The organism is Rhodococcus sp. 05-2254-5 (assembly GCF_002258575.1).
Classification (GTDB): Bacteria; Actinomycetota; Actinomycetes; order Mycobacteriales; family Mycobacteriaceae; genus Rhodococcoides; species Rhodococcoides fascians.
Window position 1 is genome coordinate 15,449 of the sequence record NZ_NOZG01000006.1, and the last position, 21,845, is coordinate 37,293.

General features: G+C 61.8%; 20 protein-coding genes and 3 tRNA genes. 11 read left to right on the forward strand and 12 right to left on the reverse strand.

The genetic code is table 11. The annotated features are described in order from the left end of the window. Positions 1-17: 17 nt before the first annotated feature. Entirely contained in the window at positions 18-665 is a 648-nt protein-coding gene (locus tag CH278_RS04175; protein ID WP_143536207.1) for a hypothetical protein, read from the reverse strand. A gap of 214 nt (positions 666-879) precedes the next feature. On the opposite strand from CH278_RS04175, the gene CH278_RS04180 reads away from it, so the two are divergent. From CH278_RS04180 to CH278_RS04210, 6 genes are all read left to right on the forward strand, one after another. Then, positions 880-2,511, forward strand: a complete 1,632-nt coding sequence (locus CH278_RS04180; RefSeq protein WP_094621259.1) for a methane monooxygenase — start codon at positions 880-882, stop codon at positions 2,509-2,511. Positions 2,512-2,598: 87 nt separating this feature from the next. Next, positions 2,599-3,642: an FAD-binding oxidoreductase gene (locus CH278_RS04185; RefSeq protein WP_094621260.1), complete on the forward strand. Its 1,044-nt coding sequence runs from the start codon at positions 2,599-2,601 to the stop codon at positions 3,640-3,642. Between the two features lie 65 nt (positions 3,643-3,707). Beyond that, positions 3,708-4,832 (forward strand): aromatic/alkene monooxygenase hydroxylase subunit beta, encoded by a 1,125-nt coding sequence (locus CH278_RS04190; protein WP_094621261.1) that lies wholly within the window; start codon positions 3,708-3,710, stop codon positions 4,830-4,832. Next, entirely contained in the window at positions 4,829-5,173 is a 345-nt protein-coding gene (mimD, locus tag CH278_RS04195; RefSeq protein WP_027494759.1) for a propane 2-monooxygenase effector subunit MimD, read from the forward strand. Before CH278_RS04190 ends, mimD begins: the two co-directional genes overlap by 4 nt. Before the next feature lie 421 nt (positions 5,174-5,594). Next, the gene (groL, locus tag CH278_RS04205) at positions 5,595-7,244 is read left to right on the forward strand and encodes a chaperonin GroEL (RefSeq protein WP_032392919.1); all 1,650 of its coding nucleotides are present in this window, start codon (positions 5,595-5,597) and stop codon (positions 7,242-7,244) included. A gap of 307 nt (positions 7,245-7,551) precedes the next feature. Next, complete coding sequence (locus CH278_RS04210) at positions 7,552-9,318, forward strand: sigma-54-dependent Fis family transcriptional regulator (RefSeq protein ID WP_094621263.1); 1,767 nt, start codon at positions 7,552-7,554, stop codon at positions 9,316-9,318. Between the two features lie 706 nt (positions 9,319-10,024). Here the strand turns inward: CH278_RS04210 and CH278_RS04215 are convergent. Together CH278_RS04215 and CH278_RS04220 are read right to left on the reverse strand one after the other, a co-directional pair. Next, positions 10,025-11,521, reverse strand: coding sequence for a ThiF family adenylyltransferase (locus CH278_RS04215; protein WP_179274351.1), 1,497 nt, complete (start codon positions 11,519-11,521; stop codon positions 10,025-10,027). Between the two features lie 440 nt (positions 11,522-11,961). Next, positions 11,962-12,384, reverse strand: coding sequence for a hypothetical protein (locus tag CH278_RS04220; RefSeq protein ID WP_143536208.1), 423 nt, complete (start codon positions 12,382-12,384; stop codon positions 11,962-11,964). A 147-nt stretch (positions 12,385-12,531) separates the two neighbouring features. On the opposite strand from CH278_RS04220, the gene CH278_RS04225 reads away from it, so the two are divergent. Together CH278_RS04225 and CH278_RS04230 are read left to right on the forward strand one after the other, a co-directional pair. Beyond that, entirely contained in the window at positions 12,532-12,843 is a 312-nt protein-coding gene (locus CH278_RS04225) for a hypothetical protein (RefSeq protein WP_094621266.1), read from the forward strand. Continuing rightward, a complete protein-coding gene (locus CH278_RS04230) occupies positions 12,830-13,909 on the forward strand; it encodes an ImmA/IrrE family metallo-endopeptidase (RefSeq protein ID WP_094621267.1) in 1,080 nt (359 codons plus the stop codon). Before CH278_RS04225 ends, CH278_RS04230 begins: the two co-directional genes overlap by 14 nt. A gap of 329 nt (positions 13,910-14,238) precedes the next feature. Here CH278_RS04230 and CH278_RS04235 read toward each other — a convergent pair whose 3' ends face one another. From CH278_RS04235 to CH278_RS04250, 4 genes are all read right to left on the reverse strand, one after another. Continuing rightward, positions 14,239-14,826 (reverse strand): hypothetical protein, encoded by a 588-nt coding sequence (locus CH278_RS04235; protein WP_094621268.1) that lies wholly within the window; start codon positions 14,824-14,826, stop codon positions 14,239-14,241. A gap of 101 nt (positions 14,827-14,927) precedes the next feature. Further along, positions 14,928-15,000, reverse strand: a tRNA-Arg gene (locus tag CH278_RS04240). A gap of 55 nt (positions 15,001-15,055) precedes the next feature. Continuing rightward, positions 15,056-15,145, reverse strand: a tRNA-Ser gene (locus tag CH278_RS04245). Positions 15,146-15,268: 123 nt separating this feature from the next. After that, on the reverse strand, positions 15,269-16,033 hold the full coding sequence (locus CH278_RS04250) for a dienelactone hydrolase family protein (RefSeq protein ID WP_027494763.1): 765 nt from the start codon (positions 16,031-16,033) through the stop codon (positions 15,269-15,271). A 96-nt stretch (positions 16,034-16,129) separates the two neighbouring features. Here CH278_RS04250 and hisC point away from each other — a divergent pair, with 96 nt between their 5' ends. Beyond that, complete coding sequence (gene hisC, locus CH278_RS04255) at positions 16,130-17,185, forward strand: histidinol-phosphate transaminase (protein ID WP_032393023.1); 1,056 nt, start codon at positions 16,130-16,132, stop codon at positions 17,183-17,185. Here the strand turns inward: hisC and CH278_RS04260 are convergent. Together CH278_RS04260 and CH278_RS04265 are read right to left on the reverse strand one after the other, a co-directional pair. Further along, entirely contained in the window at positions 17,174-18,220 is a 1,047-nt protein-coding gene (locus CH278_RS04260) for an alpha/beta hydrolase (RefSeq protein ID WP_094621330.1), read from the reverse strand. The two genes, hisC and CH278_RS04260, sit on opposite strands and share 12 nt — an antisense overlap. 292 nt (positions 18,221-18,512) lie before the next feature. Beyond that, the gene (locus tag CH278_RS04265; protein ID WP_027494766.1) at positions 18,513-18,716 is read right to left on the reverse strand and encodes a DUF3072 domain-containing protein; all 204 of its coding nucleotides are present in this window, start codon (positions 18,714-18,716) and stop codon (positions 18,513-18,515) included. 160 nt (positions 18,717-18,876) lie between these two features. Between CH278_RS04265 and CH278_RS04270 the strand changes: the two genes are divergently transcribed. Together CH278_RS04270 and CH278_RS04275 are read left to right on the forward strand one after the other, a co-directional pair. After that, a complete protein-coding gene (locus CH278_RS04270) occupies positions 18,877-19,212 on the forward strand; it encodes an excalibur calcium-binding domain-containing protein (RefSeq protein WP_027494767.1) in 336 nt (111 codons plus the stop codon). Positions 19,213-19,290: 78 nt separating this feature from the next. Further along, a complete protein-coding gene (locus CH278_RS04275; protein WP_179274352.1) occupies positions 19,291-20,214 on the forward strand; it encodes a pseudouridine synthase in 924 nt (307 codons plus the stop codon). Between the two features lie 16 nt (positions 20,215-20,230). Here the strand turns inward: CH278_RS04275 and CH278_RS04280 are convergent, their stop codons facing one another. The 3 genes from CH278_RS04280 to CH278_RS04290 form a co-directional block, all read right to left on the reverse strand. Further along, positions 20,231-21,043, reverse strand: a complete 813-nt coding sequence (locus tag CH278_RS04280; protein ID WP_027494769.1) for a formate/nitrite transporter family protein — start codon at positions 21,041-21,043, stop codon at positions 20,231-20,233. A 114-nt stretch (positions 21,044-21,157) separates the two neighbouring features. After that, positions 21,158-21,247, reverse strand: a tRNA-Ser gene (locus tag CH278_RS04285). A gap of 58 nt (positions 21,248-21,305) precedes the next feature. Next, positions 21,306-21,818 (reverse strand): MarR family winged helix-turn-helix transcriptional regulator, encoded by a 513-nt coding sequence (locus CH278_RS04290; protein WP_052073810.1) that lies wholly within the window; start codon positions 21,816-21,818, stop codon positions 21,306-21,308. Between the last annotated feature and the right edge of the window lie 27 nt (positions 21,819-21,845).

Here is a 21,845-nt window from a genome sequence, read left to right on the forward strand (position 1 = left end):
ACGCTGCGTTGCAGGCTTTACCGCCGGGACCGTTCGGCAAACCCCGACCCCACTGCTCCGACCGCGAACACCGCTGCGGTCAGCACGATGTTCGGCCACAGACCGAAGCGGGGGTCCAGTGCCCACTCCCGCGGCACGAGATTCTCGACGTTGTAGAGGTTGGACACCAGACTCGCAGCAACGGCGACAACACCGATTGCCACCAGCAACCGCGACCGCAGGCCGACACCCCACACCAGGACCGCGATCGATATCGCCAGTAAGGGCAACAATCCTCGAATCGTCATGTTACCCACGTAGAACATCATTCCGTTCTGCACGAAAACTGCTATTGCACTCGACAATCCGAGACTCGCAACGAGCCACAGCCGAACATGCATGGCGACGCCCGATCGACGTTCGCTCCACACGCAGTAGACCGCGACGGCCCCGATGCACACCGGCAGAGCGCACAGCCAGTACACATCGGCTGCTGGTTCTCCGAGGTGCGCACCACCGAACCACGCCGGACCCGACACCGACTCACCGCTGACGACCGGTTGCCGAACGTAGAACGGCAACGCACCGACGAAGAGCACCGAGATGAACAACAGCGGGATAAACAACGGCGAAGCCTGAGCATCCGACTCGCTCACAGTCGCCGTTCTGCCTGATCCAAAACTCACGTGCCCTCCTCGGCGAGACAATCACACCTTACGTTCGGTTTGTTTCCAATGGGTGCACTTTCGACCGATCTATACGCCGTCTACCAGGCCGCACATCGAGTGCCACAAATCTCAAACTGAGACGGATGAGACGTAAGTCACGGTGTTCAATCATGTGCACATCTTCCCGAGAAGGTCGACAACCCCTGCCGACCTCGCATCCAGGAGGCGCACATTGAGTAGGCAAAGCCTTACCAAGGCACACGCGAAGATTTCGGAGCTGACGTGGGAACCCACGTTCGCTACCCCTGCTACTCGCTTCGGCACGGACTACACGTTCGAGAAAGCACCCAAGAAGGACCCACTCAAGCAGATCATGCGGTCCTACTTCCCCATGGAGGAGGAGAAGGACAACCGCGTGTACGGCGCGATGGACGGTGCCATTCGCGGCAACATGTTCCGCCAGGTCCAGCAACGCTGGCTCGAGTGGCAGAAGTTGTTCCTCTCGATCATTCCGTTCCCCGAGATTTCGGCGGCCCGTGCGATGCCGATGGCGATCGATGCCGTGCCGAACCCCGAGATCCACAACGGCCTTGCCGTTCAGATGATCGACGAGGTGCGTCACTCGACGATTCAGATGAATCTCAAGAAGCTGTACATGAACAACTACATCGACCCGGCCGGCTTCGATATGACCGAGAAAGCGTTCGCGAACAACTACGCGGGCACTATCGGCAGGCAGTTCGGCGAGGGCTTCATCACCGGTGATGCCATCACGGCCGCAAACATCTATCTGACCGTGGTGGCGGAGACGGCGTTCACCAACACCTTGTTCGTGGCCATGCCGGACGAGGCCGCCGCCAACGGCGACTACCTGTTGCCGACGGTGTTCCACTCGGTGCAATCCGACGAATCACGGCACATCTCGAACGGGTACTCGATTCTGCTCATGGCCCTCGCCGACGAGCGGAATCGTCCTCTACTGGAACGCGATCTGCGTTACGCCTGGTGGAACAACCACTGCGTTGTCGACGCGGCCATCGGCACCTTCATCGAGTACGGCACCAAGGATCGACGCAAGGACCGCGAAAGCTACGCCGAGATGTGGCAGCGGTGGATCTACGACGACTACTACCGCAGCTACCTGATCCCGCTCGAGAAGTACGGCCTGACGATCCCCCACGACTTGGTCGAAGAAGCGTGGAACCGGATCACGAACAAGGGCTACGTGCACGAGGTCGCGCGATTCTTCGCCACCGGTTGGCCGGTCAACTACTGGCGCATCGACACCATGACCGACACGGACTTCGAGTGGTTCGAGCACAAGTACCCCGGCTGGTACAGCAAGTACGGCAAGTGGTGGGAGGAGTACAACCGGCTCGCGTACCCGGGGATCAACAAGCCGATTGCATTCGAGGACGTCGGCTACCAGTATCCGCACCGCTGCTGGACGTGCATGGTGCCGGCCCTCATCCGCGAGGACATGGTGGTCGAGAAGGTCGACAACCAGTGGCGCACTTACTGTTCGGAGACGTGCTACTGGACCGACGCAGTTGCCTTCCGCGGCGAGTACGAGGGCAAGGACACGCCGAACATGGGTCGTCTCACAGGTTTCCGTGAATGGGAGACGCTGCACCACGGCAAGGATCTCGCCGACATCGTCTCCGATCTCGGCTACGTCCGCGACGACGGCAAGACGCTCGTCGGTCAGCCACACCTCGATCTGGATCCGAAGAAGATGTGGACACTCGACGATGTCCGCGGGAACACCTTCCAGAGCCCGAACGTGTTGCTGAACCAGATGACCGAATCGGAGCGGAACGCACACATCGCCGCGTACCGAGCCGGCGCGACCATGCCTGCCTGATCACAGACTCGGTGGGCAGCGGCCGATCACGGGCGCTGCCCACCGCATCCAGCACGATCACTTTCTTTCGATTCAGGAGAACCCCTCGTGGCCGACACACACCGAATCACGTTCGACCCGGTCGACATCGAGATGGAGGTCCGAGAGGACGAACACATTCTCGACGCGGCCTTCCGACAAGGAATCCACCTGATGCACGGCTGTCGCGAAGGACGTTGCTCGGCGTGCAAGTCGTTCGTTCTCGACGGAGACATTCAGATGGAGGGCCACTCCACTTTCGCGTGCAACGAGGCAGAACAGGACGAGGGTTTCGTACTACTCTGTCGCACAAAGGCTTACAGTGATTGCACCATCGAGCTGCTCAATTTCGACGAAGACGAACTACTCGGTGGAATTCCGATTCAGAACGTCACCACCCGCGTAGTCTCGGCCGAGTCGGTCACCGCCGACATCGTGGCCCTACGCCTCGAACCGATCGAGCCCGAGGTGTTCGAGTTCAAACCGGGCCAGTACGCCGATCTGCAGATCCCCGGCACCGACGAGTTCAGATCCTTCTCCATGGCGTCGACACCGTCGACGCCGAACCAGGTCGAATTCCTCATCAAGAAATATCCGGGCGGCGTATTCGCGGCCTTGCTGGACGACGGAATTTCGGTCGGCGACAGCATTTCTCTGACCGGCCCGTACGGCTCCTCGACCCTCAAGGACGGTCACGTACTGCCGGTGGTCTGCATCGGCGGTGGTGCCGGCATGGCACCCGTCCTGTCGCTGGTCCGGCACATGAGCGAGTCCGGCAACACCCGTCCCGTGCACTTCTACTACGGCGCGAGAACCCCGGCCGACTTGTTCTACGTCGACGAGATCATCTCCCTCGGTGCAGGTTTGGTCGACTTCACCTTCGTGGCGTGCGTATCCGACGCAGCGGGAGTCGCATCCTCGGGATCCTTGTCGATCGAAGAGGGAAACGTCACCGACGTCGTACGTCGTCTCGAACCCGACATCGCCAGAGCCGAGGTCTACCTGTGCGGACCTCCCCCGATGGTCGACGCTGCGTTGGACCTCCTCGACGTGTGCGGAACGCCGACGGACCAGATCTTCTTCGACAAGTTCACCAGCCCTGCCTTCGACTAGTTCACCGCCGAGACCGGGCACGCGCACCACGAACATCAGCCCCTACCTCAACCGAGAGGCCAGACATGACTGCCACGACAGACTCGACTGCCACGACGGAGCCGAAGCAACGCAGCTTCCCCACAATCGAATTCACCGACTCCGAGGCCGGAGCAAAGGAGTTCCCCAGTTCGAGAAGCCGTGCGTACAGCTACTACACACCGGCAAAACGTCGGGCCACGATGTACGAGGACGTGACCGTCGACGTTCAGCCGGACCCGGATCGGCACCTCACGCAAGGGTGGATCTACGGCTTCGGCGACGGCCCGGGCGGTTACCCACAGGAGTGGACGGTCGCGAAATCCTCGAACTGGCACCAATTTCTCGATCCCAACGAAGAATGGGACCAGACGATCTTCCGCAACAACTCCGCAGTCGTGCATCAGGTCGAGCTGTGTCTGAGCAACGCCAAGCGAGCCCGTGCCTACGCCGGCTGGAACACTCCGTGGCTGAAGTTCATCGAGCGCAACGTCGGTGCGTGGATGCACGCGGAAAACGGACTGGCACTGCATGTGTTCACGTCCATTCAGCGTTCGGGGCCGACGAACATGATCAACACGGCCGTTGCGGTGAACGCCGCCCACAAGATGCGGTTCGCACAGGATCTCGCATTGTTCAATCTCGATCTGTCCGAAGCCGATGTCTCCTTCGACGGTTCGGCCCACATGGAGGTGTGGAAGAGCGCACCCGAGTGGCAGCCGACACGTGAGGTCGTGGAACAGCTGACGGCTGTGCCGGATTGGTGCGAACTGCTCTTCGCAACCAACATCGTCTTCGAGCAACTCGTCGGCTCCCTGTTCCGCACCGAACTGGTGATGCAGATTTCCGCCCGCAACGGCGACTACATCACCCCGACCATCGTCGGTACCGGCGAGCACGATTACGACCGCGACCTCAACTACACCCGGACGCTGTTCCAGCTGCTCACACACGATCCAGAACACGGCGAAGCCAATCGCGCACTGTTCGGCGAATGGATGTCGCTGTGGGTACCGAGATGTCTGGCCGCCGCGCGCGCCCTGCAACCCATCTGGTCGCAGCCCGCGGACAAGGCTGTGACGTTCGCGACCAGCTTGGACGCGGCGATCGCCAAATTCACCGTTCTGCTCGAATCACTCGGCCTCGACATCCCGCAGGAGTTGGCACTATGACCATGCATTTCGGATCGGACACGGAGTTCTCCAACAAGTGCGGCGTGACGCTGATGAACACGCCGGTCGGACGTGTGGTTGCCGAGGTCATGGGTGACAAGGACGGCGTCGAGCTCACCGAATATCCCTCGATGATCCGCGTCGACGGCACCAAACTCCTCTCCTTCGACTACGACGAGCTGACCGATGCACTCGGCCAGGAATTCGACGGGTCGGTCTTCGAGGAGATCAGCTCGACGCATTACGGCCGCATGGTGCACCTCGACGACAAGACGATGCTCTTCGCCAGCCCCGAGGACGCCGCCAAGTACATCGGGTTCGATCTCGCCGAACGGCCCTGACCTCGCTTCGGCCGATCGAGCGCCGGCCATCGATGCGCAGCCCCGAACCGACACGAGTGGGAGATTCGAAGATGTACGAAACCGACGTCGACCAACACGAGACTGCCTGTCTCGAAGCATACTTCGCGGTTCTGGATCGTTCGATCGCTGCGCATCTGGCGCGCACCGGAGAAGGTACCGATCGTGTTCGTTCCCTGACACTCCGCGATATCAGGGGCGAAACACACACCACAGCCTTGTTGCGACGGCGGAGCGCACTCGGGCTGAGCATCTGTCCCAACAGTCGCGTCTTCGTGGACGAGAGCGGCAAACCCATGATGCCGGAAGAACGAAGAGGGCTTCGACATTCGTCCGGACAGTCCACGCTCTGACCCCGTGAACCGAACCGACCGCACATCACACCACTCGAAGGGAATACGTCATGGCCAAAGAACTACGGTTCAACACCGAGGCGCGCGCTTTACTGGAGCAAGGCGTCAACGCACTCGCCGACGCGGTCAAGGTGACTCTGGGCCCGAAGGGGCGCAACGCCGTGCTCGAGAAGCTCACGGGCCCACCGACTATCACCAACGACGGCGTCACGATCGCGAAAGAGATTCAGCTCAGCAACCCGTTTGCGAACATGGGTGCGCAGCTGGTCAAAGAGGTGGCGATGAAGACGAACGGAGTGGTCGGCGACGGAACCACCACTGCCACCGTGCTCGCCCAAGCGATGGTGCGGGAGGGGCTGCGAGCAGTGGACGCCGGTGCCAACCCGATGCGTCTGCGCCGAGGCATCGAGACCGCCGTCTCGGCCGTCGTCGATTCCTTGCGCGTTCAAGCCGTCGAGGTGGTCGGCAATGCAGACCTCGAGCGCATCGCGACACTGGCGGCCAGCGACGACGACGCCATCGGCCAGTGCGTGGCCAAAGCCGTGGAGTACGTGGGCAAGTCGGGCATCGTCACCACCGAGGAAAGCGACACTCTCGGGATGTCGGTCGACGTGGTCGACGGCATCGAGTTCGATCACGGGTTCATCTCCGGCTACATGATCACCGATCACGAGCGAGCAGAAGCCGTCCACGAAAATCCGGTCATTCTGTTGACCAACAAGAAGATCAACCAGGTCCAGGACATCATGCCGAGCATCGAAGCCGCGAAGCGAGCAGATCGTCCCCTGGTGGTCATCGCCGAGGACGTGGATGGACCGGCGCTGCAGCTGTTGGTCGGTGGAAACATGCACAACACGATGCAGTCCGTCGTGGTGCGAGCACCGGGCTTCGGACATCGCCGCGTCGCAGAACTCCAGGACCTCGCCGTGTCGCTCGGGGGTCAGGTCATCGCCAAGGACACCGGCCTCGAACTGTTCGAGGTCTCGCTCGACCAACTGGGCTCGTGCGACCGCATCACCGTCACCGAGCACTCGACCACCATTGTCGGCGGCCGGGGCGATCCCAAGCTGCTCGACGCGCGCGTGGCTCAGCTCGAGTCGCAATTCGAGCGCTCCAAGATCGACGGCGACCGGGACAGCCTCGAGCAGAGGATCGCACGACTGACCGGCCGGGTGGCCGTGGTCAAGGTAGGCGGGGCCACCAGTGTCGAGCTCAAGGAACGCATGCTGCGTGTCGAGGACGCCCTGGCAGCGTCTCGAGCAGCTCTGGAATCCGGGATCGTCTCCGGCGGGGGTACCGCGTTGGCGCAGTCCCATCGCGCCCTCGGCGAGTTGGAGCTGACCGGAGACCAGGCGATCGGTGCCGAAGTGGTCCGCAAAGCGCTCACCGAACCACTTCGATGGATCGCCATCAACGCCGGCTACGAAGGCGACGACGTCGTGGAGATCGTGTCCGGACTGCCACTGGGCCATGGCTTCAATGCGCTCACCGGCGAATACGGAGACATGTTCGACGACGGAGTGATCGATCCCTTCAAAGTGACGCGTGCGGCGCTCGAAAGTGCGGCTTCCATTGCAGCGCTGCTGATCACCACCGAAACCGCAGTGGTGGAAGAGGTATTCGGCAATCCGGGCGCGATCATGGCCCCCGGATTCGGCGATCTCGCCGAAGGAATGGTCCGCCCCTCGAACATCTACTGAAACCTAACAAGTTTCACGCTACTCGGGGGTCGGCATCGCAGTGCGGACGCCGATCCCCGAGCGGCACCAAGGAGATAACCACGATGTCCTCATCGAATCCGCGACGCGAGCTGACCGATCACGACCTCCGAGTCGTGCTGCGAGTTCTGACCGGCATTCATATCGGCCCCGAGGTGCCTGCCGCAGCCGAGTGCCAAAAACCGCAGACGCCACGCTTTTCGACGGGTAGACTCGATCCCCGCAGAACACCTACGCCGAATCATTCACGCGCAGGCGGTAATTGAGTTTCCTCGATTGTTGTGGGTAGGTGGCGGCTTTGGCAAGACAGGGCGCACGCGATCTCTCGAGAGCGCGTGACAAGTTCTTCGTAGAGAACGAGTTCGACGACGCGGTCCGAGACCAGATCTCGTTCTCGTGGGAACGATCGCGCGCACTGAACATCCAACCCGACATTCTGCACCTGCCCTTCGTTCGCGAACCCGACTTGGACAGCCCTCTCGTCGTCGCCGCAGCGCCCGTACTTCGCCAGCTCGCAACAGGTTTGGTGGACGAGCCGATCTCGGTGATCCTCACCTCGGCCGACGGTGTGGTGTTGGACCGCGTGGCCGGTAGCAAGCCACTGCTGGACAACTTGGACAACGTCAATCTCGCACCGGGCTTCAGCTACTCGGAAGAATATGCCGGCACCAACGGCATCGGCACAGCGCTCGAGACTCGCAAACCGACTTTGGTCTACGGAGCCGAACACTACGTCGAGAGCTTGGGCGGGTTGGTGTGCGCCGGCGTCCCCATCGTTCATCCCATATCCGGCCTCGTCGTCGGAGTTCTCGACGTGACCGGGTGGATCGACGACGGAGCTCCACTCCTGGTGACACTCGCGCAATCGGCGACGGCACAGATCGAAGGTCGACTGCTGTCTCAATCGAGTCAGGAGCAGACCGCTCTGCTCAACACCTATCTCAAAGCGTGCAGGCGATCCCAACAGGTCGGAGTTCTGGCACTCGGCGACGACATCGTCCTGCTCAATCGCAAGCTACGCAATGCCCTCACCCCGCAAGACCAAGCCGCGTTGCTCGAGCACGCAGTCGATCTGAGCGTCCACACCGACAACAGCAAGTATCTGCTGACCCTGCCCGGTGGGCAGACCGTCAGGTTGTCGCCGTTCCACGACGACGCCCTTGCGCCTCGACACGGCGTGGCGGTGTACCACGCCTACCTCAACGACACAGCCGGGCCGGCGGCGATAGCCATCGAGGGCATCAGGTCGCTGCCCGGCATCGTGGGAGACAGCGCATCGTGGAGGCGCGCGACCCGAGACGTGTCGCAGTGCGTCCGCAGGCACGAATGGGCCGTGGTGGCAGGCGAATCCGGCTCGGGCCGATTCGCGGTCCTCAAAGCTGCAGCACAACAGCATATTTCCAGTCGCACGCACTTCGTCACCGCAGCCGAACTCGCCGACGGGGACGCAGGGATGCGGGCGCTCGAAACCGAGATCGAACAGGACGAATTCAGCGTCATCATTCGCGACCTCGACCTGGTTCCGAACTCCGTCCAGCAAGATATCGCGAGCCTGATTCAAGGGCGCGAACACGCCGGATGGATGGGAGCCACCATCGGAACCGGTACGCAGAGCGCCGGAAGCGAGGCACTGATACTGCCCTTCTTCGGCCACACCGTGCACGTACCCGCCCTTCGACACCGCATCGAAGACCTCCACAAGTTGATTCCCTACCTACTGCGCCAAGTCAGTCGCGGCCAGGAGCTGTCACTGTCCGCGGCTGCGGTCCGTCAGCTGACCAAATACAGCTGGCCCGGCAATGTCGGACAGCTCCGCGACGTGCTCCAGCAGGTCGTGCAGAGTCAACGTTCAGGGGTCGTCGAGGCAGACAAGCTGCCACCGTCCGTTCGGGCGGTAAGCCGCAGAACCCTCACCCCGATAGAGGCAATGAACCGAGACGCAATAGTGCGCAGCCTCGAGGAAAACGGTGGGAACAAACAGGCCGCCGCCGATGCCCTCGGAATGTCACGGGCCACGATCTACCGAAAAATCCGAGAATTCGGGATCGAGTTCTAGACAGACCAGATGCCGACGGGACAAGTGTTGCGAACACCGGTCCACGGCCGCGACAACCTGTCCGTCGCCGACGACGCATTGAGCACTTGTTCACCAGCCGCAATTTGGGCGATCATAGGAAAAGCCCACAGCCGCAAGGCTGTAGCTCGGGGTACTTCTTCTGTGCACTCGAAGGAATTCGAACCCTAATTCTTGTAATGGTCCAGATGATCCCATGACTACGGTGGGCTCAGAAACACCTCTGGCCTTTTGCCCCTGACCTCAATCCCCGCTCGATCGACTGGCAGTGCCTCGACGAGGACAGCGCCGCCCGACTGTGCATCGTGCTCGGCACCTCGGTCGGAATGGCTACGCGACTGACTCGAACTCGGTCGCCTCATTCCGCCATGTTGACTCAAGCATGGCCCGGTGGCCGAATAGCTGGCCGCAGCAATGTTCGCGCACCGCGAGGCGTACGAACAGGGCGAAATTGCCGATCACGGCGGACGCGAAGCGTCAAACGACCAAGCTCCCCGGCCGATGGTGAACCGACTGAGCCGACTTCTGACCACGAGGACGTTGACACTACGACCCGCTCAAAACTGACGATTGATGAGGTCATCGGCCTGATCGAAACCGACCGCGCTGCCGTAGGAGATTCCGTCGGCGACTCAACCGCCGTCATCATCGATGACGCACGATGGCGATACGACAAAACCACCGAGAACTACAAGCCGACCGGATAGTCTCGCGACACCAGCCTGTCGACAACGGTGCGTGCCAATTTTTCCAATCTGCGACCAGCTAAGTCGACAGCCAGTAGACGCAGCGGCCGCTTCTGCCCCTGCCGATCAGAAACGATATCTCGCCATGAATCTTGATACCTCGTGAGATCTGGTCGGAGATCACCAGTGGCAGTCTCTGTTTCGTAGCTGCAGTACGCGCCCGTTATTGCAGCTGAACGATCCAGCATGTGTGGGGCGAGTAGATAGCGGAGCGGTGGTGGAACGCCGCGGCCCCCGGGATGCGCTACCAAGCTGACGAACTGGGCCAACAATGCGGCACTGACGTTCGCGGATAAGGCGGCAACGTTCTGTCCAGCTGGCTCATTTCTACCAGCTCGCGCGATGTAGGTCGGGTCGTCGAGAAGACCCTGCATATCAAGGCTCAGTTCACCGAGATCTAGTTGGCCCAAGCAGACCATGCACGGGCGACCTGGCACAAGGGTGTGGGCTCGCCAGATTGCGCTGCGCAATCGCCCATCCTCGAAGGTGTCAATCGCGATACCGCCGTCGATTACCGGGATGAGGTCGGCGTAAGCCGTCACGTTCAGCACCGCCCGCGGCCAGGGGCGGTCCACGCAAGAGAAAATTACGTCGTAGTCCAGCGCGGCTCGTCGCCCCTCTGGGTCGCTGATGCTGGTCTCATGCAGTACCGGTTGAAAGTCGTCGGCGGTGGCAGCCGTATCCATCAGGCGAGCAGCAACGTCTACTTTGGCCTTTTCGAGTGCCGCGTCCAGACGCGTCGCTCCGATCATCCTGTCGAGGTTCTTGTGTTCAACGGAGTCGAAATCCATCACGCCGACCTCCATTAGCCCTGTGGCGGCCAGTCGTTGCGCGATGTCAAGACCAACGCTGCCTACCCCGACGACCAGAACCCGTAGTCGGGCAATCGAAGCCTGTGTGCGGCCACCCCACGCTGACACGGTTCGTTGCTGGAAACGAGTGGATCGCGGGGGCGGTTTTTGCTTGTCGTTCCACGTGACGATCAGTTTGTCGGACACGCAGCGAACCGACTCAGCCCAGGTCGGGCGGGTTCGATCGAACCATAGGCGGGCTGACCAACCGTGGTCGAGACCGGCGAGCGTCATACCGAGTAGAGGCAGCTTCGTATAGGCCCGCGCCACACGCTCGTATTCTGCTTCTGTTTTTTCGTCGACGACGCTTAAGCCCTGCCATCCGCGACCTCGAGGGTGGGAGTGCAGTAGCGTCAACCCTTCACCTCGACCGCGGGCTTCAGCGGCTGCACGCAGCACGTAGGCACTGGTGAAAGACGCGTTGCCGTGGAGCAAGCGTTCACCATCCTGCGGGAAGATCAGCGATTTCAGCACCGCAGTTGTCCGGTGAACCCCAGTCGACAGCACGTAGGTTGCGGCAAGAACGTCCTCTTGGCCGTCGTCCCGTAGCAGGTGCTCACGCATAGCGGTGTTTACTTCGCCGGTCATAGCCACTGAGTACCGCATGAAGTAGTCCCTTCAGTTTGAGCGGCCTTGACCGCAAGCTTCGGCTCAAGCCGAGGGCGATATTGCGAGTGAAAGAAGTCCACGCACGTGACGCAGCCAGACAATCGCCGGTGCGGCTGACATGTCGCTAAATGCAAACTCTCTGGAATGACGCTTCCAACCCGGCGGGCAGTCGGTGCAGTCACTGTTGGTCGTTTCGAAGACAACCACGTCTGGTAGATGGACCCAATGTGGCGGTACTTGCGGCCATGCCTGCACCTCGGACAGGCTCACTCCCGTTGTCACCATTTGGCCTTTGAACGCACCGCCGACAGCGAGGACCTCGTAAACCAGCCGCCCCGGCTCGGCCCGCACCAGCGCACCGACCGCCGACATGTCGTCGACAAATCGGCGAGCCGGTGTACCTGTCTGCAGTAACTCCGTCACGCGACTGGCCCGGTGTGCTTCGCGCTTACGAATTCGTCACCGTCGCGAAGACGCACCATCTGCTCCCCAGTGAAGATTTCAGGGCCACTAGCTCCGTTGACGCGGGCGAGGTCGTACTCGGCGGGCTTCACACCGGCCAGCCGAAGCAAAGCGGCGGCAGTCTGGTCGTCGTCCCAGCTGGTGTGAGGCTCCCCGTCGATGCTGAAACGAATCTTGGGCCGAGCGCGGAACTTCTGGTTGTCGCGCAAATTCACGATCTGGTTGTCCTTGATGTGCGTCTCGACACCTTGCTTATCGACGACAAAAAGGTCGTGGGTTTGCGGATCGCGACCTGAGAGACGTAGCAGCGCCGCCGCTTCCTGATCGTCATCCTCGGTCACGTGGGGCGTGCCATCGATTGTGATTCTCAATGCTGTCATTGCTTCAGATCCTTAGTGGTAGTTGCACACGAGCCGGGCGGCGAGCCTGAGCCACGCCGTCCAACCAAGGGCGTATAGTTTCCATGTACCTCGCCGGTACATATGAATCGATACACCTCGAAGGTACACCAAAATGGATCTGAGTCAATGGAGCTGAACTTCGCCAGCGCGGAGCTGGCCGCGCTGTGCAATTCGAGATCAGCCCTTGCGCAGCGCTGGGGCATGCCCGCAGCTGCGAAGGTCTGCCGGCGTCTCTTCGATATGTCGGCCATCACTACGGCGACGGTCGACCTGATTCCCGACGCCAAGATCACCTCGCTGGACGACGGTGTCGTGACAATCGACTTTTCCGGCGAATTTTCGATCCGAGGCGTCCTGCGCGCCCAACCTGGCGCGTCTGGCCACATACTGATTACCAGCCTCGAAGTCCACGGAAGTGACCACCATGAGCACAACTGAGAGCCACCCCTTTGCGCCGGACTACGTCAGCCCGCCTGGAGACACGCTTCGCGACCGTCTGACGGAATTACACCTCCCTCAATCAGAATTAGCGAGGCGCGCGGGCTTCTCGACCAAACATGTAAACCAGATAATGCAGGGCCTTGCGCCAATCACGCCCGAAACGGCCCTCGCACTCGAACGGATAACCGGAATACCTGCCCGGTTTTGGAATCGACGTGAGGCCGATTACCGCGAAGGCCTTCTTCGAGCTAAGTCACTGACACTGAGCCCAGACGACGAACAGTGGCTTACATCGCTTCCCGTAAAAGAATTACAGAAGCGAAAGCTACTTCCGTCCACATCCGACCGCGGTCGACTCTTCGACGCTGCCCTCACATTCTTTGGAGTCGCCAATACCGAGGCTTTTTACCGTATTTGGCGCGGCCCCGTAGCCTCGTTCCGCCGATCGCAGACCATAGGAAGCCACTCGAGTGCGGTTATATCGTGGATTCGAATCGCACAGATCGAGGCGCTGTCGATCGAGGTCACGAGCGGCTTCTCGGCTCCCGCATTCCGTAAGGTGCTGCACACTGTTCGCGCCCTGACACTCGACGGAGACCCTAATGAGATGGTGGACTTGTGCGCCTCAGTCGGCGTAGTTGTCGTGTTTGTCCCTGAGGTCAAAGGCTGCCGAACACACGGTGCTACCTGGTGGGATACCCCCAACAGGGCAGTAATTGCGTTAAGCGATCGATTTAAAAAAGATGACCACTTCTGGTTTACCTTTTTCCATGAGGCCGCGCACGTACTCTTACATTCCAAAAAAGAGACATTTGTTGACGACGGCTCCGAAGATGACAGCCTAGAAGATGAGGCCAATAAATTTGCCAGAGACTTCCTCATTCCACCAGATCGTGCATCCGAGCTAAAGCAGCTCCGCACAGACTCAGACGTCAAGGAATTCGCTAACAACATCGGAATAGCGCCTGGAATAGTGGTTGGACGGATGCAACACGACAAGATTTGGGCATACAACTTAGGCCACAAATTGAAGAGAACACTAACCATCGTAGACGACGAATGAGCTGCCGTCCTAGGCCGCGGAGTAGCAGCGGGCGACCCACGGGCGTAGTCGTCGAACTGTTTGTCGATGCCCGGTATATACGGCTGGATTGGTAGCAACTCTCGCTCCGATCGCGCGGGAGCACCGGCCACGGCGGCAGTGTAGGAGCTGTGCGCCTTGGCGATCCGTGGGATGAACGCTGTGGCGACTTCGCGCTCGGGCGTGGAGCACACGCCGGAGACGAGTGGATCGACAAGGACTTGATGGGCGCTGTCTCCGCGGTTGCGGATCGGGTGGAGGGCCGCGCGCAGTGCTGCGAGGCTTCCCCGGAATTTGCGACCGCCCGGCGGCTAGCTCAGCTGATTAGGGTCCGCTGGAGTATCGGCTTGCTGTCGGATCTTTTTCACTTCGGCACCCATCTTCTTTAGCTCGGTGACGACATGCTTAAGCGTTCGCGGGTTGGGTGCTACCTGGTGCCAGATTAGAGCCCAGTCCAATCTCGCCTCTGTGCCTTCCTGCTCTCGCCTCTTGCTGTCCTTAAAGCCGATAATTACGTCGAAAGGCTCGTGCAGTCCGGCCTTGTGTCGCTGTGGCCCAAAGTCCCATGGTGCCCGCCACTCTTGGCCAGGTGCAAGAAAGGGGAGCTTCTTCGGATACGGGAAGGGGGAGGGTGTTTCTCCGCCCTTAGTTGTGGTCGGCTCGGGATTGAAAGTCACCGTGATGTCGTGGGCACCTGTCGCGCCAAGATTCTTAATGACAAAGTCGATTACTCCGAACGTGCGGCCGGTGACCTCCATGTAGGCGACCACATACGGTGCTGCTTGCTCCTCCCGAAGCCTCCGGGCGTCTCGAACCTGGAAGTATGCGAAGGTCGCGGCCAGCGCAGCGACCGCAACCGTCGCCCAGGCGGCCCATGCCGAGGCAGTTTCAGCATTCATCTTCTTCCAATCCGTGTCGTTTCCGTCTCTTTAAGCGTCAACGCCCTACAACGAGAACGTCCCCCCACCTGCATTTCTGCTGGTGGGGGGACGTCAATGCGTGCGCCCGAAGGGATTCGAACCCCTAACCTCTTGATCCGTAGTCAAGTGCTCTATCCGTTGAGCTACGGGCGCATGTTCAGTTGTGTCGGTTCCGAAGAACCGACGTGCCGATCCTTGCGGATCAGCGTGGCGGAGGCGAGAGGATTTGAACCTCCGGACCCGGTGAAGGGTCAAGTCATTAGCAGTGACTCCCATTCGGCCGCTCTGGCACGCCTCCTAGGCTGCCGGCCCTCTCGGACCGCCGAGGAAAGAGATTACACACGGCTGAGGCCAGAAGGCAAAACGGCTGGTCGACGCCCCAGGTTCGCGCGGCGTTCGCGTATAAGATGCTTGTTGCTCGTCAACGCATGAAGCTGTCGAACCAGTCGAAGATGCGCGTCTGCGCATCGACGAGAGCGGCCTCGGCAGGGTCGGTGTCGTCGCTGCTGCCCGGCTGTTCCCGAGGATGATCGGCGCGATGCTCCACACCGGAGTAGCTGACGACGTTCGTGGCCACTGAGGCGCGCGTGGCGGCGTCGCGAAGGGCTTCGATGTGTTCGGGTGGGGTGTGGGGGTCGTTCTCGCCGTAGAGGCCGAGCCACGGCGCCTGCAGCTTGGGCGCGGCGTCGACCAATGCGATGGCGTCCGAATTGAGCGGCTCCACGATCCCTGCTGCGGCGACACTGACCGCCGCTCCGACCGGACGGCTGGTAGCCACGATCAACGCGGCCGTTCCCGCATCGTCGAATCCGATGACGCCGATGCAATCGGAGTACACCCCGCGCTGGACGAGCCAGTCGGAGGTGGCGTCGAAATCGGCGAAGAGGTCGTCGCCGAACACTTCCTTGTCGTCGCCGTGCCCCCGATGGAACAGGTCCGGCGCTACCGCCAGCCACCCTTCCAATGCGAGCGCGCGCAGGAGATCTTTCAGCGACTCGGGTATCTCCCTGGCCTCGTGCAACACGACGATCCCGCCGCGCGGTGACCCATCGGGCTCGACGGCCGTCAACGGCACTTTCTCCTGCGAGACGGGTTTCGATGCGGCCGTATCCACCTCGTCGTCCGCGCCGACTGTGGGCGCGGGGGCGGACCGAAGGACTGCGAAGTCGCTGAAAGTTCCCGACATACTGTACGAAGATAGGACGATTCCGGCCGTCCTGCACAGCTTTGACGCGGACAGGCAGAAGTCGACTACCGACAGGGTCGGCGCATAATGACTGACGTGACCGTGCACATCCGCCCCGACCTCGACGCCATCCCCGCTTACGTACCCGGCCGAAGCTTTCCCGGTGCGATCAAGCTGGCGAGTAACGAAACGACACAGGGCCCTCTGCCGAGTGTCCGTGAGGCGATCGCGGAAGCGGCCGGCGGCGTCAATCGCTACCCCGACATCCGCGCGACGGCGCTCGTCGAGTCGTTGGCGAAGAAGCTCGGAGTGGCTCCGGAGAACGTGGCCGCCGGAAACGGCTCGGTCGCGTTGTGCCAGGAGGTCGTCCAGATCACCTGTGGTCCCGGTGACGAAGTTGTCTTCGCGTGGCGCTCGTTCGAGGCCTATCCGATCATCGTCCGGGTGACGGGAGCGACGCCCGTTCAGGTGCCGCTGACCTCGGACCACGTGCACGATCTCGACGCGATGCTCGAGGCCATCACCGAGCGCACCCGACTCATCTTCGTCTGCAACCCGAACAACCCGAGCGGAACCGTCGTTCAGCGCGACAAGCTCGTGGCCTTTCTCGATGCGGTGCCGCCCCACGTCCTCGTCGTCCTCGACGAGGCCTACTTCGAGTACACCCGCCCCGACGCGGCAGGCAATCACACCGATGGGGTGGAGATCGCTCGCGGTCGGCGCAACGTGATCGTGCTGCGGACGTTCTCGAAGGCGTACGGCCTCGCGGGTCTGCGGGTGGGCTACGCGGTGGCCGATCCCGAGGTGATCACGGCACTGTCGAAGGTTCGAATTGCGTTCGCCGTCAGCACGATTGCTCAGCAGGCGGCTCTCGCGTCGCTCGAAGCCTCGGCTGAATTACTGGCCCGGACCGATGCGCTGATCGCCGAACGTGATCGAGTACGCGACGCCCTGGTCTCGGGTGGCTACGACGTGGGCGTATCCCAGTCCAATTTCATCTGGCTGCCGCTGGGCGAGCGTTCGGGTGAATTCGCCTCGGGCGCAGCCGAACAGGGCGTGCTGTTGCGTTCCTACGGAAACGACGGAGTGCGGGTCACCATCGGCGACCCGCACGAGAACGACGCGTTTCTGAAGTTCGCTCTACAGTCCTAGCGCGCGCTCGAGCGTCGGCCAGGATTCCCGGAGATCGTCCTGCCAGTACGGCCACTGATGGATGCCGTACGGGCGGTAGGTGAAGGTGGCCGGTATGTCGATCGAGCGCAGGCGTGTGTCGAAGAGCGTGGTGCAGTACAGCGCTGCAGCTTCGAGCGGTCCGCCCATCGCAGCTTCCTGCACTCCACCGCCGCCGGGGCCCAGCTCGTACGGGCCGGGTAGGCCGGTGCCGACGGACACGTAGACGTCCTTGCCGCGCAATGCTTCTGCGTTGCGTGACGGATCGTGTTCGATCCACTTCGCGTCGGCGTTCTCGCCCCACATGTTGGTGGCGTTGCCGCCGTTGGTGGCGACCGTGGCGCGCACGGCGTCCTTGAGGTTGTTCTGCGAGTTGTCGTAGCAACCGCTCAAACCGGCTACTCCGGTGTAGAGACCGGGGTGACGCGTGATCAGATCCATTGCGGCCTGGGCACCCATCGACACACCGCCGATGGCATTGGTGCCGTTACCGGAGAACCGCGCGTCGATCAGCGGCGGCAACTCCGCCGTCAGGAACGTCTCCCACTTGTTGACGCCCAAGACGGGGTCGGGCACATTCCAGTCGGTGTAGTAGCTGCTCGATCCACCGACCGGCAACACCACATTGACCGGCTTGTCGGCGAAGAAGTCGACGATGTCGGTCTTCTGCGTCCAGGTGCTTTCCTTGTAATCGGATTCCTTGCCGGCACTGACCCCGTCGAGCATGTAGAGCGTCGGACGGGACACGGCCTGCGCGGCTGGAAGAAGAACCTGCACCTGAATCGCCCGACCCATGGCCGGCGAATCGACCCACACGGCCGCACGACGCGGAGTCAACATGTCGACTCGGTCGATACGAGCCGCTGCCGTCGGCAACGACTGCGCCTGTATGCCAGGTGCCGCCCCGCCACCATCGGCACTGCCGGTACCCGGAAGCGGCTGCGCTCCGGCGATACCCGACGACAGCAAGGACACAGCCAGCGCAGCCCCCGCTACTGCCAACACACGACGGTGCATCTGATCTGCCATCCTCCCCAGGCGCGCCCTCGCGGGCGCAACACAAACAACATCCGTTCCACAACGTACCCACCGCGACGCAGACACGCCGAGGGCTGTGGGTCCGCTCACAGTAGCCGCGAAATCCCGGGTACAAAAGTCTGCGTAATCCTTTGTTACATGTACCGAAGAAATAACGGTCTACCTGGTCGGATGCTGCCGCCGGGAGGCGCTTCGGAAGGCACTCAATGTGACATTCGGTGGACTTTTCGGGGGTCGATGTCACATCGAGTGGACTTCCTGCAACGCAGGCTCAACCGCGGCCGGTTTCGCCCTGCAACTTGTCGATCATTTCCGACGCCTGCGCCTTGTTCAGGTCGTCGGGGACTTCCTCCCCTGCTTCCTGCGCGAGGGTGCTCAGGTAGCTCTTCTGCGGACCGGTCATCGGCTCGTCGCCGGTGACCCAGTCGTCGGGATCCTTCTCGGGGTTCTGGTTGACCTGCTCGTTTTCGCTCATACGTTCGTAAATACGCCCTCGTGACGGTTTCCAAACGCGTCGACCCTGCGCATTACGGCGCCGCCCTGCTCAGCACGGCTGTCGGTCGCGCGAATGACTTCGTTGACAGTTCAAGGATCCGGCGAGGAAGCTCCATCGCACCCCCTCGAATTGGAGCAACATGAAGACGAAGAACCTGCTGGTCAGAATCGGCATCGGAAGCGCGATCGCTGCGGCAGCCATGGTCACCACCCCCGCCCTCGCTTCGGCGGATCCGATCACCGATTTCCTGTGCGGTGCCGGCTCGGCTCAGTTCTGCATCCTTCCGCCGCCGCCTGCTTTCGCTCCCCCGCCCGCACCTCAGGGTGCGCCCGCTCCCGCACCTCGGCCCAACGGTGGGTTCCAGTACCAGAACTGCGACGCCGCCCGCGACGCCGGAGCTGCACCGGTCTATCGCGACGAGTACGGCTACGGCCCCCACCTCGACCGCGACAACGACGGCATCGGCTGCGAGTAGCGAGTTCGCACTTGTGTAGGTGAATCGCTGTCGATTGTCTGCACAAGTGCGATCTCGGCGGACGGATACGCTCGGTCGGTGAGACGACGCCAGCAACCGCCCCTGGCGAAGCGCTACGGCCTCGACCCCGCACGCGTCCGAATGCCCGAGGACGGCTCATGGCCCACCGTCCGCGAGTTCTTGACGGCGACCGAGCAACGGATCTCGCCGGAACGCATCGACGAGATGCTCGCTGCGGGTGAGGTCGTCGACATGGGCGGGCCTGTATCCGCTGATGCGCCGTACGTCCCCGGCGACGCTGTCTGGTTCCACCGCGACCTGCCGACGGAAACCGTTGTGCCCTTCGACATCTCGATCGTGCACCGGGACGACGCCGTACTGGTGATCGACAAACCGCACTTTCTGCCGACGATCCCGCGCGGCGGCCACATTCTGCAGACCGCGCTGGTGCGACTGCGCCTCGAACTCGATCTGCCGCAACTGGTGCCCGCTCATCGACTCGACCGCGTCACCGCTGGCCTGGTGCTGTTCGTCGTCGACCCTGCCCTCCGCGGGGCGTATCAGACGTTGTTTCAGGATCGAAAGGTCCGCAAGGAGTACGAGGCCATCGCGGCTTACGAACCGTCCCTCGCTCTGCCTACCGAGGTACGCAGTCGAATCGTCTCGGACAAGGGCCAGTTCACTGCACGCGAAGTGGCCGGAGAACTCAACGCGCACACCGTCGTCGAACTTCTGGAACACCGCGAGGGTATCGGACGGTACCGACTGACACCGTCGACGGGACGAACCCACCAGCTACGTCTGCACATGAACTCGTTGGGCATTCCCATCCTGGGTGACGATCTGTACCCGACGGCATCCGGGCGAGCCGTCGACGATTTCACTGCTCCACTCCAATTGCTGGCCAGTGCAATCGAATTCATCGACCCGATCTCGAAAGTTGTACGACGCTTCGAGACTCGGCGCAGCCTGGAGCGTTGGGTGTCGAACAGCAGTCCGTGACTCCCGGTTCCGCTGACTACTCAGAATTCTGGTCACGCTCGGACTTCACGAGTTCCTTCGTGCGCACCAAGCGCAGCGCCGTGACCAACACGACGCCGCCGATGATGTTGAACAGCACTGTGTAGCCGAACCATTCGATCCACTCGCGGTAGCTCACATCCGCTCCTGCGTGGATGGCCCCGAAGATCAGCAGGGAATCCAGGACCGAGTGGAACAACTGCAATCCGGCCAACAGAAAACCCGCCGCCATGGCGGCGATGATCCGCGCCACGTCGGATTCGGTTCCCTGCTGCATGCGGGTCAGCAGTGTCATCGTGCTGCCACCGAGAACAGCGAGGCAGATCGACTGAAGATCCAAGGGTGCGTAGACGAAATGATGCGCCGACTCGGACAACACTTCGAGCCATTGCGGAAACGCGTGCGCGATCAACCACATCACGAACCAACCGCCGAGCAGATTCGCGAGCAGCGTCCCGACCCATAACTTCGCGAGCTGTGCAGGCGTGCCGTTGCGGGCCACAATCGCGGCGATCGGCATCAGGAAATCCTCGGTGAACAGCTCACCGTGTGCGAGATAGATGGCCACCAGGCCGATTCCGAACGCCAGGCCCGCCAGCAGGTGACTGCCGGTCTCGTCCAGCACCGCCAGGTACGCCATCACCCCCAGAGCGACCTCGAGTCCGCCGAAGAGTCCGGTGATCAGCACGGTGCGTACGGTGCGGTGCAAGCGCTCGCCACCTTCGGTGACGACAGCGTCGAAACTCTCCTCGAGCTCTTCTTCCAGAGGCCCCTCGTTGTCGCCGTCGTTGCGCCGCGCTTCTTCGCTCATTGGCAGGTAGTACCCACCTAACCGGTATTGATGCCACGCCGAGAATTCGCTGCTTCGCAAACGAACAAACCCGGTCCACCCTCGCGGGCGGACCGGGCTCGATCAATCGACATATGGCGGAAGCGGAGGGATTTGAACCCCCGGACGCTTTTACACGTCTCTCGCTTTCAAGGCGAGTGCATTGGGCCGCTCTGCCACGCTTCCGTGTGCGATCTTAACGGCCGGGGCGGCACCGGCCCAATCGCCCCTCGTTGCCGGTCTGTCAGCGTCGGGGTCGGGTTGCCGATGCGTCCATTGCGGCATCCACTTTCTGGAAGATGTCGCCCAGGACGTCGAGTTCGGCCGGGGTGAGGAGATCGACCAGATGTTGCCGGACGCTGCGGACGTGCGTGGGTGCTGCCTCCGTCAGTCGTCGTCGACCTTCCTCGGTGATGACGGCGAGGACGCCACGGCCGTCGTGCGCACAGGTACTGCGGCGCACCATGTCCTGGACTTCCATCCGCCTGATCTGGTGGGTGAGGCGACTTCGAGAGGACAGAACCCCGTCGGCCAACTCGCTCATGCGGATGGAGCCGTCGTCCGCCTCCGACAGCATCACCAGGATGCGGTACTCCGCCATCGACAGGTCGTGCCTGTCCTGTAGATCCCTGTTCAATACCTCCATCAATCGTTGACCGCCGTCGACATAGGCACGCCAAGCTCTCATTTCCGCAGTGTCGAGCCACTGCGGGTCCCCCCCGGGACCAATGGCTAATTCGGCCGTCACGCGAGTCATCTTAGGCAGGAAATCTACTCACGAGTA